This is a genomic window from Myxococcus sp. CA023, assembly GCF_010998615.1.
Taxonomy (GTDB): domain Bacteria; phylum Myxococcota; class Myxococcia; order Myxococcales; family Myxococcaceae; genus Myxococcus.
This window is the reverse complement of the sequence record NZ_JAAEAH010000024.1, coordinates 83,878-101,172: the sequence shown is the minus strand read 5'-3', so window position 1 is coordinate 101,172 and position 17,295 is coordinate 83,878. Positions and strand designations below refer to the sequence as shown.

The 17,295-nt window shown below is 68.0% G+C and carries 10 protein-coding genes and 1 CRISPR repeat array; of the genes, 1 reads left to right on the top strand and 9 read right to left on the bottom strand.

The genetic code is table 11. The annotated features are described in order from the left end of the window. Window positions 1-43: 43 nt before the first annotated feature. Window positions 44-4,553: direct repeats of the CRISPR family, unit length 37 nt; unit sequence GTTTCAACCCACGCTCCCCGCGTTCACGAGGAGCGAC. A gap of 182 nt (window positions 4,554-4,735) precedes the next feature. The 7 genes from cas2 to F8M74_RS13060 are packed head-to-tail and all read right to left on the bottom strand — an operon-like array spanning window position 4,736 to window position 12,336. Further along, window positions 4,736-5,035 carry a CRISPR-associated endonuclease Cas2 gene (gene cas2, locus F8M74_RS13090; protein ID WP_228559436.1) on the bottom strand — a complete coding sequence of 100 codons (300 nt, stop codon included), beginning with the start codon at window positions 5,033-5,035 and terminating at the stop codon, window positions 4,736-4,738. Continuing rightward, entirely contained in the window at window positions 5,035-6,063 is a 1,029-nt protein-coding gene (gene cas1c / locus F8M74_RS13085) for a type I-C CRISPR-associated endonuclease Cas1c (protein WP_141258607.1), read from the bottom strand. The genes cas2 and cas1c overlap by 1 nt, the downstream gene beginning before the upstream one ends. Before the next feature lie 12 nt (window positions 6,064-6,075). Continuing rightward, the gene (gene cas4 / locus F8M74_RS13080; protein ID WP_141258606.1) at window positions 6,076-6,717 is read right to left on the bottom strand and encodes a CRISPR-associated protein Cas4; all 642 of its coding nucleotides are present in this window, start codon (window positions 6,715-6,717) and stop codon (window positions 6,076-6,078) included. Next, window positions 6,714-7,628, bottom strand: coding sequence for a type I-C CRISPR-associated protein Cas7/Csd2 (gene cas7c, locus F8M74_RS13075; RefSeq protein ID WP_141258605.1), 915 nt, complete (start codon window positions 7,626-7,628; stop codon window positions 6,714-6,716). Before cas7c ends, cas4 begins: the two co-directional genes overlap by 4 nt. Window positions 7,629-7,666: 38 nt before the next feature. Continuing rightward, window positions 7,667-9,412 carry a type I-C CRISPR-associated protein Cas8c/Csd1 gene (gene cas8c, locus F8M74_RS13070; RefSeq protein WP_141258604.1) on the bottom strand — a complete coding sequence of 582 codons (1,746 nt, stop codon included), beginning with the start codon at window positions 9,410-9,412 and terminating at the stop codon, window positions 7,667-7,669. After that, the gene (gene cas5c, locus F8M74_RS13065) at window positions 9,409-10,068 is read right to left on the bottom strand and encodes a type I-C CRISPR-associated protein Cas5c (protein ID WP_171410097.1); all 660 of its coding nucleotides are present in this window, start codon (window positions 10,066-10,068) and stop codon (window positions 9,409-9,411) included. The genes cas8c and cas5c overlap by 4 nt, the downstream gene beginning before the upstream one ends. Before the next feature lie 21 nt (window positions 10,069-10,089). Continuing rightward, window positions 10,090-12,336: a CRISPR-associated endonuclease Cas3'' gene (locus tag F8M74_RS13060; RefSeq protein WP_228559438.1), complete on the bottom strand. Its 2,247-nt coding sequence runs from the start codon at window positions 12,334-12,336 to the stop codon at window positions 10,090-10,092. Between the two features lie 486 nt (window positions 12,337-12,822). On the opposite strand from F8M74_RS13060, the gene F8M74_RS13055 reads away from it, so the two are divergent. Continuing rightward, window positions 12,823-13,536, top strand: coding sequence for an esterase family protein (locus F8M74_RS13055; protein ID WP_141258601.1), 714 nt, complete (start codon window positions 12,823-12,825; stop codon window positions 13,534-13,536). 13 nt (window positions 13,537-13,549) lie between these two features. Here F8M74_RS13055 and F8M74_RS13050 read toward each other — a convergent pair whose 3' ends face one another. Continuing rightward, window positions 13,550-14,944, bottom strand: coding sequence for an MATE family efflux transporter (locus F8M74_RS13050; RefSeq protein ID WP_141279441.1), 1,395 nt, complete (start codon window positions 14,942-14,944; stop codon window positions 13,550-13,552). A gap of 156 nt (window positions 14,945-15,100) precedes the next feature. Beyond that, window positions 15,101-17,293, bottom strand: a complete 2,193-nt coding sequence (locus tag F8M74_RS13045) for a beta-propeller domain-containing protein (RefSeq protein WP_141255679.1) — start codon at window positions 17,291-17,293, stop codon at window positions 15,101-15,103. Window positions 17,294-17,295 lie beyond the last annotated feature (2 nt).

Genomic DNA, 17,295 nt, shown 5'->3' with positions numbered 1-17,295 from the left:
AGGAGCGACTGAAGCCCGACAACTCCTTCATGTCGAGCGACATGTTTCAACCCACGCTCCTCGCGTTCACGAGGAGCGACCAGCGCGTCGTAGACGGGCTCGCGCTTCTGCGTGTTTCAACCCACGCTCCTCGCGTTCACGAGGAGCGACCAGCGGCATCAACACGGTGGCCAACGTCGGGAAGTTTCAACCCACGCTCCCCGCGTTCACGAGGAGCGACCGCGGGGCCGGAGAGGTTGTCCACCAAGCGGGAGTAGTTTCAACCCATGCTCCCCGCGTTCACGAGGAGCGACTTGAGCTTGAGTTCGCAGTCCAGCAACTACTCACGGGTTTCAACCCACGCTCCCCGCGTTCACGAGGAGCGACCTTGTTCGGGTCCACCCCGGAGTTGCGCTCCACGCTGTTTCAACCCACGCTCCCCGCGTTCACGAGGAGCGACATGGGCCGATGCACGGGCGCTGCCACTGCTCGGTTTCAACCCACGCTCCCCGCGTTCACGAGGAGCGACCCGAGCTCGCCGAAGCCCTCGCGGAAGCGCCCGGTGTTTCAACCCACGCTCCCCGCGTTCACGAGGAGCGACGTGCCCTGCCCGTGCTTCCCCAGCTCTACGCCGGTGTTTCAACCCACGCTCCCCGCGTTCACGAGGAGCGACCCTGGTCGAGCGCGCCGCGTTGCATGTCGCGTAAGTTTCAACCCACGCTCCCCGCGTTCACGAGGAGCGACCAAGGCTGCGGAGGTTGAGAACGCGGACCCCAAGTTTCAACCCACGCTCCCCGCGTTCACGAGGAGCAACAGTCGAAGTTGGAACTCGTGCTGGAGCTGGCGGAGTTTCAACCCACGCTCCCCGCGTTCACGAGGAGCGACGCCGCCGTGGCGCTCTGCTCCTGCCCCTCCGAACGGTTTCAACCCACGCTCCCTGCGTTCACGAGGAGCGACCGGCATCGAACACCGTGGCGACCTCGGACTCCTTGTTTCAACCCACGCTCCCCGCGTTCACGAGGAGCGACGCCGGCCCCACCGGTCGAGCTCTGGACTCTGGCTGTTTCAACCCACGCTCCCCGCGTTCACGAGGAGCGACCACGTGATCATGGACGGCAACGACTTCAAGTCCGTGTTTCAACCCACGCTCCCCGCGTTCACGAGGAGCGACCAGCCCCCGCCCGCCCCGGCGCAGGGGGTGGTGGTTTCAACCCACGCTCCCCGCGTTCACGAGGAGCGACTGACCCCCGACGACGCGGACGACTGGCACAACAGGTTTCAACCCACGCTCCCCGCGTTCACGAGGAGCGACACGACGTCCTGGCGTGGCTGCGCGCGGGGATGCCGTTTCAACCCACGCTCCCCGCGTTCACGAGGAGCGACCCTCCGCCGGTACGCCGAGGCGACGGGCCAGGCGAAGTTTCAACCCACGCTCCCCGCGTTCACGAGGAGCGACACCAAGGCGCATGACGCCATCCGCGCGGACTTCGGTTTCAACCCACGCTCCCCGCGTTCACGAGGAGCGACGACACGTGGATGATGCGGATTTATGACAAGGTTAGAGTTTCAACCCACGCTCCCCGCGTTCACGAGGAGCGACCCAGGACGCCGGCCCCCATGCGGCCAGTCCACGTTTCAACCCACGCTCCCCGCGTTCACGAGGAGCGACGCTTGGCCGGCTTCTTCGCCTCGACGGCGTCGACGTTTCAACCCACGCTCCCCGCGTTCACGAGGAGCGACAGTAGCGGCCCTTCAAGTCCTTCACCCAGCGCCCGTTTCAACCCACGCTCCCCGCGTTCACGAGGAGCGACCGCCGGCCTCGCGTCAGCGCGGCCGACAGACTCCGTTTCAACCCACGCTCCCCGCGTTCACGAGGAGCGACTGACAACGTCCGCTCGATAGTCGAGCGTAACGCCGTTTCAACCCACGCTCCCCGCGTTCACGAGGAGCGACGGGCAAGCCGAAACCGGGCCCCGTGCATCTGCATGTTTCAACCCACGCTCCCCGCGTTCACGAGGAGCGACCGCGTCCTGGAAGCATCCCGCCAGCCCAGGCCGGTGTTTCAACCCACGCTCCCCGCGTTCACGAGGAGCGACCGCGTCCGACTTCGCGTTGTTCCGGCGGTTGGAGTTTCAACCCACGCTCCCCGCGTTCACGAGGAGCGACCCGAGCGGAGCCACCACCCGTCAGCCTGGAGCGCGTTTCAACCCACGCTCCCCGCGTTCACGAGGAGCGACCAGGCGCGTCAGGCACTGCCGGGCGGGGCGTAGTGGTTTCAACCCACGCTCCCCGCGTTCACGAGGAGCGACACCGGGCCCAGCGTAGTCGCGCGGCATCGGGCTGTTTCAACCCACGCTCCCCGCGTTCACGAGGAGCGACCCCAGGCTGCAAATCTCGTCCCCGACGCCATCACCGTTTCAACCCACGCTCCCCGCGTTCACGAGGAGCGACGCGCATCGGGATTGACCGCGGGGCCCGTGTCCACGTTTCAACCCACGCTCCCCGCGTTCACGAGGAGCGACGACCTGCCGCTGGACCTCATCTTCTCGCCTGACGTGTTTCAACCCACGCTCCCCGCGTTCACGAGGAGCGACACCGAGGGTCGACCGCAGATTGGGGAGCCGGGCGGTTTCAACCCACGCTCCCCGCGTTCACGAGGAGCGACCGCCTCGCCGTGCGAAGAGCACACCCCGCTGTAGTTTCAACCCACGCTCCCCGCGTTCACGAGGAGCGACTTCCCGTGCTTCTTCACGCCCCGCTTGAGCGCCTGTTTCAACCCACGCTCCCCGCGTTCACGAGGAGCGACTCTTGTGCGGGTGTCGGGGTGAGGTGGGCGAGTCGTTTCAACCCACGCTCCCCGCGTTCACGAGGAGCGACGTGGGGGTGGAAAAAGGAGCCCGGGGGCCGCAAGCGTTTCAACCCACGCTCCCCGCGTTCACGAGGAGCGACCGGGCGCTCGTGGTGAGTGTCAGCAGTGGAGAGTTTCAACCCACGCTCCCCGCGTTCACGAGGAGCGACTTTCGACGAGTTCCAGACGTCCGTTGCGCGGATGGTTTCAACCCACGCTCCCCGCGTTCACGAGGAGCGACTGGCTGCCCAAGACCGACCAGGCCAAGCGCGAAGAGTTTCAACCCACGCTCCCCGCGTTCACGAGGAGCGACTCGCCGTTATGGAGCGGCCCGGCGAGAGGTTCATCGTTTCAACCCACGCTCCCCGCGTTCACGAGGAGCGACTCTCCTTGGATGCGGCGCTCACGTGAGCGCCTGGTTGTTTCAACCCACGCTCCCCGCGTTCACGAGGAGCGACGGGCCGCTGGAGTAGGGCGGGCCCGGCAGTGAGTTTCAACCCACGCTCCCCGCGTTCACGAGGAGCGACCTCGCCATGGAGCACGTGGCGCCAGCGCCTTGTCATGTTTCAACCCACGCTCCCCGCGTTCACGAGGAGCGACCATCGTCGCAGCCAGCGGCGAGGTGGTGTTCACCGGTTTCAACCCACGCTCCCCGCGTTCACGAGGAGCGACCATCGCCGCCCAGGCCGCGCGGGTGCCGGGGCTGTTTCAACCCACGCTCCCCGCGTTCACGAGGAGCGACCCTGCGCAGGCGAGCCAGACAGCGACGGCAACTGTTTCAACCCACGCTCCCCGCGTTCACGAGGAGCGACGGCCAGTGCTCCGCTGGCAACGCGACGAAGCAGAGTTTCAACCCACGCTCCCCGCGTTCACGAGGAGCGACCAGATGACGCGTCAGACAGCCGCCACTCACCAGAGGTTTCAACCCACGCTCCCCGCGTTCACGAGGAGCGACGACGCACCACCATGCGTCGGGCGCGTTGAATGGGTTTCAACCCACGCTCCCCGCGTTCACGAGGAGCGACCACGAGCTCCACGCGCTCGTCCGTCCAGCCGTCAGAGTTTCAACCCACGCTCCCCGCGTTCACGAGGAGCGACTCCGTCTGTGACAAGGCGCTGGGTGGATGCGGGTTTCAACCCACGCTCCCCGCGTTCACGAGGAGCGACTTCGGCAGCCAAATCTCCGGGTCCTCAAGCGAGGTTTCAACCCACGCTCCCCGCGTTCACGAGGAGCGACCAAAAGTCCTCAGAATCGAGGAGTTTGCCCGTGTTTCAACCCACGCTCCCCGCGTTCACGAGGAGCGACGTCGGCGCGGTACGCCCATTCCAGGTTCACGCCGTTTCAACCCACGCTCCCCGCGTTCACGAGGAGCGACACAGCCCCCAGGAGAAGAGGCGCTCAGGCCGCGTTTCAACCCACGCTCCCCGCGTTCACGAGGAGCGACTTCGAGCGATCCACCAGCTGCTCCAGAGGCATCGTTTCAACCCACGCTCCCCGCGTTCACGAGGAGCGACAACCCGGAAGGTAATGGTGTTGCTGCCGGTCACGTTTCAACCCACGCTCCCCGCGTTCACGAGGAGCGACTGACTACGCGTTTCGTGCGAGTCGTCGAGCATGAGGTTTCAACCCACGCTCCCCGCGTTCACGAGGAGCGACGATCGAACGGGGCCAGCGTCTGCCGCACCTGGGTTTCAACCCACGCTCCCCGCGTTCACGAGGAGCGACCCTGCCCTTCCAACATACTGTTCTGACTACGGAATCCGGCCGAATTTCGCGAACCGGCCCGCGGGGCAACGAAAGCGCCCCGCCGTTCCTGCCCCGCACTCACCCAACTCCATGATTCTATTCGGGATTTCAATGAGCGCGAACCCTCGGCGGAGCGTACACCGGGATAGGTTCGCGGAGGCCTACAGGACCAGCGGCCCCTCGACGTCCAGGGGTGCCCTGGCGCCATGATGCTCCGTCTTTCGGGCATCGTCTTCCGACAGGAAGTAGAAGCGCAGGCTGTCGCATTCCGAATCGAATGCGCCGAGCAGGCGGGCGCGCAGGACGATCCAGTCCTTGGGCTCCAGGACACACTCGAAGACGGAGTATTGCACTCGCACGCCATGGTCTCTGCAAGCCCGCGCAATCTTGCGCAGGCGCCGAGGCCCCTGGGGGTCCGACACCCGCACGTCGTAACAAATCAACACGGTCAATCTACGCATCAGCGCATCACGAAGGGAGGGTAGCCGTCCAGTTCCCCTCGGAGGTGGCGTGCCAACAGCAGCGCTTGCAGGTGAGGCGCCATGCCCCAGGTCGTCTCCTGCCCCAGGAACGCGTGCCGCACCCCCACCTGCTTCGCCTCCTGGTACGCCACGAGGAACGTCTTGCGCGCATCATCCTTCAGCAACACGGCCCCCGCCGACTCCGTGCGGAAGTCCCCGGGCTTCAGTTGCCCCCGGTTCACCAGCGAGAAGACGAGCCGGTCCACCACCGGCGCACGGAACTCCTCCATCAAATCCAGCGCCAGCGACAGGCGCCCAGGGCGGTCCTCGTGCAGGAACCCCACGGCGGGGTCGAGCCCAACACCCGCGAGCGCTCCCGCGCAGTCCTGCGCCAGCAGCGCATAGCCAAACGAGAGCATCGCGTTCAGCGGATTCCTCGGTGGCCGGCGGTTGCGGCCATCGAACTCGAAGCCCTGGGCACTCTTCTTCAGCAGCGCGGGAAAGGACTCGAAGTAGTCGCGCGCCGCGATGCCTTCCAGCCCTCGCACCTGCTCCAGGTCCTCCACGCGGGTCAGCGCGCGCAGGTGCTCCGACAGCCGCCGCGCCGTCTCCGACAGGGCCTCCTGTCGCTCGGGCGCCGCGTCACGCCGCGCATGCAACACGAACTGCCGCGCGTTCCCGAGCTTCCCCACCACCAATGCCCGGGAGACGGCCACCGAGCGAGCGATGTCATCCGCCGCCCGGTACTGCTGCCGCCGCAACAGGACGTTGCCGCCCGGCACGCCCTCCACCCTCGCCAGGAAGCGCCCCGTCATCCCGAAGAAGGAGACATGGATGCCCGCCTCCAGACAGCTCTCCATCAACTCCGGCGTCAGCCACGCGCGCGTCAGGCACACCACCGAGCGTAGGTGCCGCAGGGGAACCTCCGCCTTCTTCTGGTCTTGAACCGTCACCACCACGCACTCGCCTTCCTTGTTCAGGCGAGTCCCTTCCGCGGTGATGAACAGCGTGTTCAGCGCGGTCGTCATGCGCTCCTCCGTTCAGCCGTCTTCGTCCATCCACCGCGCCAGGAAGTCCCGGGCGCTCCGCTGCCCCGCCGTCACTCCAGGGAGGCACAGCGGCTCCAGCGAGCACTTGTCACATCGTGGCGCGCGCGCCACGACAGGGACCTCCTGCCGGCGCAGCACCTCGTGCATGCGCGCGATGGCGTCCTCGGTCCGCTGGCGCAGCGCCGCGTCGAAGCGCACCGCCTCACGCTTGTGCTCCACGCCGTAGAAGAGCGCCCCCTCAGGGACGTCCACGCCGTGCATCTCCTCCAGGCACAGCGCCTGCGCGCAGAGCTGCACGCGGTCCGCCTCACCCGCCTTGCGCCGGCCGCGCTTCACCTCCACCGGGAAGGGCCGCCAGCCCGCCCCCTTCGCGTCCCGCTGGTACTCGACCAGGTCCGCGCGCCCGGACACGCGCAGCCGCTGCGAGCCCAGCAACACGGCCCGCTCCACCCGCCGTCCCCCCCGCGCGTCATGTCCCGGCAGGTCCACGCGCTCGTGCAGCAATCTGCCGGAGGCGGTGTTGACGTCCTCGCGCCATTGCCGCTCGACGTGGATGAGCGCAGCCTGCCGCTCGCAGTACAGCAGGTGCTGGAGCGCCGACAGCGCCACCCACGTCTCGCGGTCCGCGCTCATCCCGCCAACTCCAGCACCTCGATACCCTGGGGCAGCCCGGCCTTGTCCACACGCACCTTGTAGTCGGAGAAGCTCCGAGCTGGCTTCTCCGGCTGGGCGCGCTCCGCATGGACGCGGTCGAACAGCGCGTGGGCCGGCGCGTTGCCCAGCTCCGAACCATGCTTGAACACCACCACCTTGCGCATGGACATCAGCCCCCGCGCGGCGCTGCGGTCCAGTTCGAACATGTGCGTGAAGGACTGGAAGAGCAGCTCCAGGTCCGCCGTGCCAAACCCCGTCTGCTTCGCCAGGTGCGGCGAGACGAAGCCGTGCGCCCGGTAGAGCCCGTAGGGCACGGTGTTCTTCCGTCCCATGGTGCGGTTGTCACCGCCCTGTTTCTCGGCCTCGGCCTCCGTCGCCACGGCCATGCGGGTGATGGAGTGCTCCTGGGACACGATGGGGTCCACCGAGCGCGCGAACGTGAGCTGCACCGGCCCGCGCACCTGGCCCGCGTTGGGCCCCGTGGACATCACGGCGCCGAAGGTGCGGACGTCGAAGAACGTCTTGCACATCCACGCGCGGCCCTTGTCCACCTCGGAGCCCTGAGCGAACCCCTTGTCGTTGCGCTTCTTCCCGTCCTCGGCGCGCGCGGGCTTCTCGTTCAAGTCGATGCCCAGGCTCTTGTACGCGTCCGAGATGCGGTTGTTCAGGATGGCCTTCTCCTTCACGAAGATGTCCAGCCCCGGCTTGCCCTCCTGCGTGAGCAGGATGAAGTTGCGCACCTTGCGCTTGAGGCTCACGTCCGTCACCAGCCCGTGGCCTGTCTCCGCGTCGATGCGGGGCAGGTTGCCGGCGTCGGGGTCTCCATTGGGGTTTCCATCCAGCACGTCGAAGAACAGGACGAAGTCGTGGCGCTGCTTGAGGTCGGTCATGGCGCTTTCTCTGGGAATGAGGTGACGACAGTGGAACGTCAGGAGGTGGATGCGTCGGACTCACCTGGAGCCGACGCCTCGCGCTTCGTGAAGAACGCCTCGCGTTGGTGGTAGTAGCCGACGGCGAAGAGGCCCTGCGCTTCCAGGTCAAGCACTGGCGGGAACGGCCGCTGTGAAGGAAGCAGCGACATCACCTCTCCCTTCGCCCGCTCCAGCCACCTGCCATTCTCCGCTGCCTTGGAGGCGTGGTGGACGGAGAGCTGAAGCAACCGGGGAAAGACGGTGACGGGATTGCGAGACGCAGCGCCGAAGTAACGGTCGCGGATGGTGGCGTTGAGGTCCTTCAGCGCCGCGCCCTGCAGCCGCTCCAGCACGGCAAAGAGGCGGCCGAGCACATAGGGCTGTGAGGCGTTGTTCTTGTCCAGTGACACGGTGATCTCCAGGGGAATGGTTCCACTTCGAGGGAGTCGCAGCAGGGTGGCCTTGATGAGCGCGACGCGGAGCCGCAGCTGTTCGCGCTCGAACCTGTCATCGGCGGGTGGCAGCCGCAGCCGGTCCAGCGCGGAGGTCAGGAGTTGACGCGGAAAGGGCTGTCCTCGCAGCGCCGCGCCCAGCATCCGCGTGGCGACGTCCGGCGACAGGCCACGCCCCGAGGGCGCCTCCACGGCCTTGAGCAGGCGATAGACGGGGATCGGCTGCGCGGGTGCCTGCCCGACGCGCAGATCATCGAAGTAGCGCCGGATGTTCCGCTTCACCTCGCCCACGCGCGACTCGAACCAGTCACGCACCGCGACGCGACCCGCGTTCCCCGTCAGCGTCACGGAATAGAAGGCCCGGTCATCCAGCGCCCCCGGCTGCAGCCCGTTCAACGGCGACTCGGTGAAGCGCTGGAGGTCCTCCTCGGTCGGGTCCATCCACGACAACAGGAGGCTCTCCTCGGAAGGTGAAGCGCGCGTCCAGAAGACCAGCACCGAGCCATCCCCCAGTTGGATGCCCTGCCGGAAGCGGCGCTGCTCCGTCCTCCGGAGCATGTCGTTGAGCGCCAGCACGTAACCCAGCGCCGCCTCCTGGGAGATGGGGGCATTGTCCCCCTGCTCCAGACCGTGTGACGAAAACGCGGGCGCGTTGAAGGACACCAGTGATGCTCCCGACGACTGGGCTTCCGGGACGTTCTTCAACTTGGGATGCGTGAGGGCCACCACCCCTTCCTGACCTGTCACCAGGCACCGTGCCGTCCGTCCCAGCGCGCGCTTCTCGCCGGAGCGCCGCTCCCAGCAGGCGCGAATGGCCGGGTTTTGATGCACGGGCGCCGTGGCATCGCCGACGACGAAGGCGAGCAACTCAGAGCCCGTCCATTCATCCGCGTCGCGAGCCGCCAGCACCTTGCGCCGCTCGGCCTCGCTCGTGAGGAAGGACTCCACGGCCCGGGCCTCCGGGTCCTTCGTCTCCGCGGCGACCTCGCGCACCGGTTTCAAGAAGGCGTCCAGCCGGGCCACGCGCTTCTCCACGCCCCCCGCCTTTGCCTTGGGCGCGTCCTTTTCGTAAGCAAGGACGTACTTCGGGTTGTCCGCGAAGAAACCGGCGGCGATGTTTGATGCCCGCTGCGGCAGCCTAGGAATCGAGAGGGGTTTTCCCCGTCCGTCCTCTCCCGCTGTGCTCTCCAGCGAGACGAACTTCCCCGCCGCGCTGATGCGGATGAAGAAGTCCACGGGCTTCACTTCATAGAGCGGGTCGTCCGTGAGCCCTCGCTCACGGGCGAAGTCGTTCAGTGCCGTCAGCATCATGAGGCACCTCCCCCCAGCACTTGGGCCCGAGGCGGCACGCGCAGCACGCCATCCTCCAGGAACGCCTGGAAGAACTCGGGGCGCACAGGCGCTCCGGGCGCGTCGAAGACGAAGTCGTAGAACATGAGCCCCAATGGCCGCCGCCCGTTGCCCGCTTCGTGAGGCAGCAGGCCGTCCTCGGCGGGCTCTACCCGGGCCGCGAACTCACGGCAGCCCAGGTAGGGCGCATGGAAGAACTGGCCCCGATCCAGGCGCCGCTCGAACATGTCCTCGAACTTGCGCGCGTTGTCCTCGGGCCCCGCCTTCCCGGGCACCAGCGTGAAGGACGCGGTGATGACGTAGTCCACATCGCGCAGTGCCACCGTGTTGCGCTGAGCCCGGTCCTCGTCCGCCGCGTAGTCGAACCTGCCTACCGTGGCGCGGCTGTTGACCTCGTTTCGGCGGAAGCTGGTCCACTTCACCGGCGCGAGCACGGCGATCTCATGGATGTGCCAGCGGATGGCCGGCTTCCACAGGATGGCCTCCAGCACGCCGCGCGCAGCCGAGGGGGTCATCACCTCGTAGCTGACGCGCTCCGCTTTCATCTCGGGTCGCGTGAAGCACGCCACGGGCCCCCGGGCCCTCACGCGAAACCGCCTGTCTGCCGTCGATGTCATCCACACCTCCTGATGCGTGTCTCAGCCGGGAATGAGGAAGGACGGGTCGAGGATGCCGACCCGGTCCAGAAGAAGGCCGAAGCGCTCGTGGTACGCGGACGTGTGCTCCGGCCCCAGGTACGCCACCGTCTCCGCCGCGAGCCGGGCCAACTCCCGAGCCAGCCAGGCCTCCCGAACCTTGCGGGGGACCGTCACCGTGAAGCGTTGCAGCGCACGCAGGCGCTCTCGTGAGGGGCCCCGCTCACGCAGCACATCGAGGAGCGCCTCGCGGTTCGCGTAAGGCACCACCACCGACGCGCTCCAGTCGTCCTCCACGAGCTTGAAGGCCTTGGACACCGCTTCGAATTGGAGCTTCGCCCGCAGGTCCTGGATGCCCTTCCCGTCCAGCTTGCGGGTGGCATAGAGCCGCTCGAAGTACCGTTGGAAACTCGCGGGCGCGAACAGGTCCAGGTCGGGCGCCTGCTCCAGCAGACCGCGAGTCACGTCCTGGGCGGCGCGCGGAACGCCTCGGGGTGGCTGGGTCTCCGGTTCGTAGACGCGCAGCTCGCCGAGCCCGTCCAGCAACCCCTCCCGGTTGCACCGGCCCGCGGCCTGGGCCAGCGAATCCAGCCCTCCCAATCCACGGAAGACGACGCGGAAGTCCAGGTCCACACCCGCCTCGACGAGCTGTGTGGCCACCAGTCGCACCGGCTCCCCACGCCTCTTGCGGGCCTTGATGTCCGCGAGCACCTCCGAGCGATGCTCCGGGCACATCAGCGCGGACAGGTGCAGCGTCTCCTGGTGCCCCAGCCGTTCATCCACGAGTTCGCAGAGCCGCCGTGCATCGTCCCGAAGGTGCACCACCGCGAGGACGTCCCGCTCGGCCGCCACGGCGTCGGCCAGTTCGGTGTAGGGGAGCTTGCGTCCCAGGGTGGGCCACTGCACCCGCACCCGGCGCAGCCGCTCGAAGGCGAGCACCGAGGCTGGAACGATTTCGCGCGCGTCCGGCAGGCCCTCCTGAAAGTCCGGGCGGCGGCCCAGCGCGGGCTGCGTGGCGGTACAGATGACCACGGAGCAGCCATAGTCCTTCACCAGCGCGCCCAGGCCATCCAGGATGGGCGCCAGCAGCGACGGAGGCAGGGTCTGCGCCTCGTCGAGCACGATGACGCTCCGGGCCACCCGATGCAGCTTGCGGCACGCCGACGGGCGGCGGGCGAAGAGGCTCTCCAGGAGCTGCACCGTGGTGGTGACGATGACGGGCGCATCCCAGTTCTCACTGGCGACGCGGTTGAGCGCCGTCTCCTTCTGGGGATCGACGGCGGAGTGATGTTCGATGACGGCGTGCTCCAGCCCCTGGAAAGCCTGGCGGTACACGTCCGCGCTCTGCTCGATGATGGACGTATAGGGAATGGCGACGATGACGCGCTGGAGTCCATGCCGCCGCGCGTGCTCGAGCGCGAAGGCCATGGACGTCAGTGTCTTGCCCCCGCCCGTGGGCACCGTGAGACTGAAGACGCCTGGATGCAGGGACGCTGCCTCCACCGCGGCCGAGAGCACCTCGCGCCGCACCCGGTTGACCTCTGTGTCCGGGGCGACGCGCTGCTTCTCATCCAAGAAGCCACGGAGGCGTTCGGCGAGCCGGGACAGCGTCACCGGCACCTCGCGCTCCGCGCCCCGGCTCGCATCGAAGAAGGCTTCCGTGTCCAGGAAGTCCGCGTCGCACAGGAGCGAGAAGAGCATCCGCGTCCAAAGCTCCAAGCGGAGCGGCTCGAGCCGCAGCAGCGCGTCCGGCTCGAAGCCGAGCGGACCGTCCAGCAGGGCGGGGACATCACACCGGGCCCTCGCGTCCGCGAGCAACGCCTGCTTCTCCTTGCGCCCCAGGCGCTCCTTGAACGCCGCCAGGTCCGGCAGCCCCGCGTGGTGCCCGGCGATCGCCAGGGCCAGCGGGAGCAAGCGGCGATCCCGACTCAGCGACCAGAGCGCACCGGCCGTCGAGTGGTCGCGCTCCAGCGCGCCCTCTTTCTCCAGGTGCGCCTCGAAGCCATTCTCCGCGCGGATGCGGTACCAGAAGTCCTGTGTGTACTTGCCCAGGTCATGCCAGCGCCCGGTGGCCAGCGCGGGCGCACGCAAATCCTCTCGCGGCGCCAGCCTCGCGGCCCACTGCCCCACGGCCTCCAAGTGCTCGCGCAGCAGATGAGCCCGGCCGTCTTCTGCAACGTGAGCCAATGGCTCCGCCGTGACCACGCGTGGCACGGCGGGCTGCTCCGGAAGCCCGAGGTCCTTCTTCATGGCACTCCCCCCACCGCCCACGTGTCTGGCCGCACAAGCGAGCACGTGCGTCTGCATTCTCGTTTCCGTCTGGTGACCGGCACAAGATGCCTTGTCCTACGAATGCTCGGAACGCGCGCTCCCCCCGGGGTGGTATGCCCAAGAGCGAGGAATGCGGGCAGGCTTCTGGCCACACAGGCAGCAACCCATGCGTGCCCGACGGCTGACTCCACCGCGACGTACCAACCGATGAAGTGCTCAGCGCCGCTGCGCCATCACCTTGGCCTGGCTGCCTCTCCTCCCCTGGCAATGCACGCGCACGAATGGCCTGGAAGCCTCGCGTTCAAAGCTCGACACCGTCAGTGGGAGCCACAACGGATACCCAGGCGGGTAGCCGCCGACTCGGCAAAGTCAGACATCCACCCAGGTGTTCACTCCCGGCAGTCCGGCGGGAGGCCATCGCACTCCAGTCGCGGCCTTTGACGCATTGCGATTAAATTGCGCGCCATGAACCGCGAATACCACCGCTGGTACAGCGAGCGACTGCACCGCGACATGGAGTTGCTCATCTTCGGCCACTCGGGCGAGCCCGTGCTCCTGCTGCCAACCAGCAAGGGCCGCTTCTTCCAGGCCGAGGACTTCGGCCTCATCGGTGCCATCGCCGACCGCGTCCAGTCCGGCCGGTACATCGTGATGTGCCCGGACTCGGTGGACGAGGAGTCCTGGTTCAACACCGCCATCCACCCGCGTGACCGCGTCGTCCGCCACCAGCAGTGGGAGGACTACCTCCTCCACGAGGTGGTGCCCCTGCTCAAGAGCCGCAGCACCGGCGGGCGCCTCACCCTGGCCGGGTGCAGCTTCGGCGGCTTCCACTCGTACAACATCGGCCTGCGGCACCCGCACGTCTTCCGGCGCCTGCTGTCCATGGGCGGCAAGTTCGAGACGGACGAGTTCCTCGACGGACACCACGACTCAGACGTCTACTTCCATTCGTGCACGGAGTGGCTGCCGAACCTCACGGACCCCGCGCAGCTCTCCGCCCTCCAGCGCGTGGAGATGGTGCTGGCGGTGGGCGAGCACGACTTCTGCCGCCCCTCCAACGAGCACCTCTCCAACCTGCTGTGGAAGAAGGACATCGGCAACCACCTGTCCGTGTGGCAGGGCGGCACGCACGACTGGCCCGTGTGGCGGCAGATGATTCAGCAGTACCTGCCCTGGTAGCCGCCGCGCGCCGCTACGCTTCGACCGGACGCAGCGTGCCCGCGCTCATCCGGTTGAAGCGCCACACCAGCGCCACCGCCACGCTGATGAGGCCCGCGCACAGGCCCCACCAGATGCCCACCACGCCCAGGCCCAGCTTGAAGGCCAGCAGCAGCGTCACCGGCAGGCCAATGGCGTAGTGCCCCACCATGTTCGCCAGGAAGGTGAAGCGCGTGTCGCCCGCGCCGCGCAACACACCCGCGCCCACGCCCTGCGCCCCGTCGAACACCTGGAAGATGGCGCTCACCATCAGCAGCGGAATCAGGAGCGGCAGCACGTCCGCGGGCGCCCCCGCCAGCTTCGCCAGCGTGTGAGGGAACAGCGCGAATACCAGGCCACTCAGCGCCATGAAGCCCGCGCCGCCCGCCAGCGCCATGAAGCCGCTGAGCCGCGCCTGCGGCGTGTTGTGCGCGCCCACCGCCCAACCCACCCGCACGCTGCCCGCGTTGCCAATGCCCATGGCCACGGTGAAGGAGACGCTCGCGAAGGAGATGGCAATCTGGTGCGCGCCCACGCTCGCCGGCCCCAGCCCCGCCGCCAGCACGCCCGCCAGCGCGAACACACCGACCTCCGCGCAGATGTGCAGACCAATGGGGAGGCCCAGCCGGATGGCTCGCGAGAGGTCCGCCCACACCGGCAGGCGCCGCGCGGGCTCCCCTTCCACCTTACGGCTGCGAATGAACAGCACCGCGATGAGGAGCTCGATGCCGATGCTCGCCGACGTCGCCATCGCGGAGCCCGCCACGCCCAGGGCCGGCACCGACCGCAGCGGGCCGAACCAGGCCGGCAGATTGGCGCCACCGAAGACGAGCAGCAGGTTGCCCAGCAGGTTGAGAATGTTGGCCACCACCGTCGCGATCACCAGCGGCCGCGTGAAGGCGGTGGCCTGGAGATAGGAGCGCATGGTGAGGAACATCAGCATCAGCGGCATGCCGGGTGCGCGCCACGTCAGGTACTCGCTGGCGCCCGCGGCCTCCGTCTCGCTGATGCCCGCCAGCGGCAGCAGCCGCGGCGCCAACGTCATCAGCGTGGCCAGCATCGCCCCCGCGCAGAACGCCATCCACGCGCCCTGCCACAGCAGCGCCCGCGCCCGGGTGAACTGCCGCGCGCCAATGGCCTGGGAAATCATGGGGTCGAACCCCATCATCAAGCCCATGCCGAAGGAGCTGACCGCGAAGTAGAGGCCGTTGCCCAGGCCCACCGCCGCCAGTGCGGACGTCCCCACGCGGCCCACCACCAGCGTATCCACCAACCCCATGAGCGCCTGTCCGCCCTGGGCGATGGCGATGGGAACCGCCAAGCGGGCCAGCGCCCGAAGCTCGGTGCGGGGAGAATTCACGGAGGACGTTGGCAACACGGCGGTGGACATGGGGAGTGCGCCTATAGCGCCTTCCGGAAGGGAATGCGCTGCCCACATCCGACGCGCCACGCCCCCTCGCCTGACGAGGAGGCTCGGCCACACACCCGTGATACGTCCCCCTGGGACACCCGGCGTCCCAGGGGGCAAGCCCGCGTCAGCCCTGCGTCACGGCAGCATGGGCGGATGGAAGGGCGCGGTGACCAGCGGCGTCTGGAGGCTGTCCACGTGGGACACGCGCAGCCCCGCGTCGGAGATGGTGTAGACGTAGTCGTCCGCCATGATGCTGCGGCGCACCGTGGGCTGCCAGTACCAGCTCCAGTTCCGGAAGTTGAACGACTGGTACATGTCCCGCATGGAGACGGTGCCTACCGGCGAGAAGCCCGTGGCCGTGTCCACGCGGAAGACGCGCAGCTCGCTGCGGAAGCCGGACCAGTAGTCGTAGGCGTTGTAGTCCCAGTCCGTGAAGGGCAGGGCCAGCAATCCCTTGGCGGGGAAGTAGGTGAAGGCCTTGTGCTCGTAGAGCGCCTCGCTGTGGCTGCCCATCGAGCCCAACTGGTGCGTGAAGGTCTCCTTGGGCTGCGCCAGGTCACTCACGTCGAAGAGCGACAGCTTGAGGGCGCGGTCCTGCCAGGTGCCGTCCTCGTTGCGGTGCTCGCCGAAGGTGAGCAGGTGCGTGTCACCCAGCGGGTGGATGTACGTGGAGAAGCCCGGAATCTTCAGCTCGCCCACCTTGCGCGGGTTCGCCGGGTCGCTCAGGTCAAAGGTGAAGAGCGGGTCCACCTGCCGGAAGGTGACGACGTAGCCGCGCGTGCCCATGAAGCGCGCGCTGAAGATGCGCTCACCCCGGGCCAGGTCCTCGCTGCGGCCCAGCCCCTTCAGGCGCCCGCCCTGCTCATGCAGCGTCACCACGCGGTTGACCGTCTCCGGAGGCGTCCACACGGTGTCCCCGCCGTTCCCGGTCCCCGGGTTCTCCGGTGGGAGCTCCACGGTGGTGGCCACCCGCAGCACGCCCTCGCGCTCGTCCATGGCGAACTGGTTGACGATGTATCCCTCCACCGTGCCGCTGCCCACGTAGGTGGCCTGGTCCGGGTCGCGGATGTCGAACTTGTGGAGGTACGTGTGCGTCGTCTGGCCGGGCTCCGGCCACCACCACCAGTGGCGAGACGCCACGTAGAGCGCCTCATGAGACGCATACACCTCGCCGGGCGTGCCCACCACGCTGGTCCGGCTGGGCGACGAATCCTCCGCGTCCAGGTTCAGCGACAGCACCGACACCAGGCCCAGCCCGGTGGGCCCATTGGCGCGGTAGAACGACGTGCAGTCATACGCGAGCGGCTTCACCTCGCCGTCCGCCGTCACGCGCCGGCCCTTCGGCAGCCAGTGCTCCAGCGACTGCGCGCGGATGCGCTGCTCGTTCTGCTTGATGAGCGCGTCGATGGACGCGACCAGCCGGCCTCGGTTATCGAAGAGCCCCGGCGAGTACTCGGGATAGAGGCGCACGTCCGCCGGCCAGCGGAACCCGTCCGAGAACACCAGCCGCACCGCGCTGTCCACGCGCCGGGCGTTGATGTAGTCGCCGGGCAGGTAGAGCTGCTCCAGTACCCGAGGCGCCTCCAGGTCCGCCACGTCCACCACCGTCACCTTCACGGTGTTGCTGTACGCATAGCCGCAACCGAAGCCGGCGCAGTCGATGACCGGCATGTCGTCCATGCCGCGGCCCCCCGCCACCGCCCCGGGCCGGTCCTCGGCCACCCCCGAGGTGATGACCAGCCGGTTGCGCTCGGCGTCGAGCAGCATCTCGCGCGGCCAGCCCTCCACCTCCAGCACGGCCGTCCGCGTGAGCTGCTCCGCGGGCCACGAACGGTGGATGTAGAGCCGGGGGCCCGACAGCACGAAGATGCGCGTGCCGTCGTTCTGCACGAAGTCGGCCTCGTGCACGCCGGCCACCTGGTTGTTCGTGCCCGTGTAGTCGTTGGGCCTGCCGCCGCCTCCGGAGGAGTCCTCCTGCGGCGCGCCCGTCGTGGGCGGCGCCACGCCCCCATCCCCATGGCCGCCTCCGTAGGCGTACTGCTTGTAGCTCTCCAGCGCCGCGCGCATCTGCTTCGTCGCCGTGTCCTCGATGTGCTGCTCCAGGGCCTCACAGCCAGGGAAGCTCTCCAGCCGGGCCTCCTGCTGCACGGGCTCGTTGTCGACCGGGGACAACGGCTTGTTGCCCTCGTCACACCCCACCGCGACGACCGCCACCACTCCGGCCCAGCTCCAGCGTTTCCACTGCTGCATTCGACCCTCCCATTGCACGTCGGCCCCACTGAGGGCCCCCGGACCTCGCCGGTGCCACACCAGCGGCGGCCGAGGAATAT

Bases quoted from the DNA above. Each gene is read 5' to 3' on its own strand.
- cas2 (WP_228559436.1), bottom strand. From the start codon at position 5,035: ATGCGTAGATTGACCGTGTTGATTTGTTACGACGTGCGGGTGTCGGAC.
- cas1c (WP_141258607.1), bottom strand. From the start codon at position 6,063: ATGACGACCGCGCTGAACACGCTGTTCATCACCGCGGAAGGGACTCGC.
- cas4 (WP_141258606.1), bottom strand. From the start codon at position 6,717: ATGAGCGCGGACCGCGAGACGTGGGTGGCGCTGTCGGCGCTCCAGCAC.
- cas7c (WP_141258605.1), bottom strand. From the start codon at position 7,628: ATGACCGACCTCAAGCAGCGCCACGACTTCGTCCTGTTCTTCGACGTG.
- cas8c (WP_141258604.1), bottom strand. From the start codon at position 9,412: ATGATGCTGACGGCACTGAACGACTTCGCCCGTGAGCGAGGGCTCACG.
- cas5c (WP_171410097.1), bottom strand. From the start codon at position 10,068: ATGACATCGACGGCAGACAGGCGGTTTCGCGTGAGGGCCCGGGGGCCC.
- F8M74_RS13060 (WP_228559438.1), bottom strand. From the start codon at position 12,336: ATGAAGAAGGACCTCGGGCTTCCGGAGCAGCCCGCCGTGCCACGCGTG.
- F8M74_RS13055 (WP_141258601.1), top strand. From the start codon at position 12,823: ATGAACCGCGAATACCACCGCTGGTACAGCGAGCGACTGCACCGCGAC.
- F8M74_RS13050 (WP_141279441.1), bottom strand. From the start codon at position 14,944: ATGTCCACCGCCGTGTTGCCAACGTCCTCCGTGAATTCTCCCCGCACC.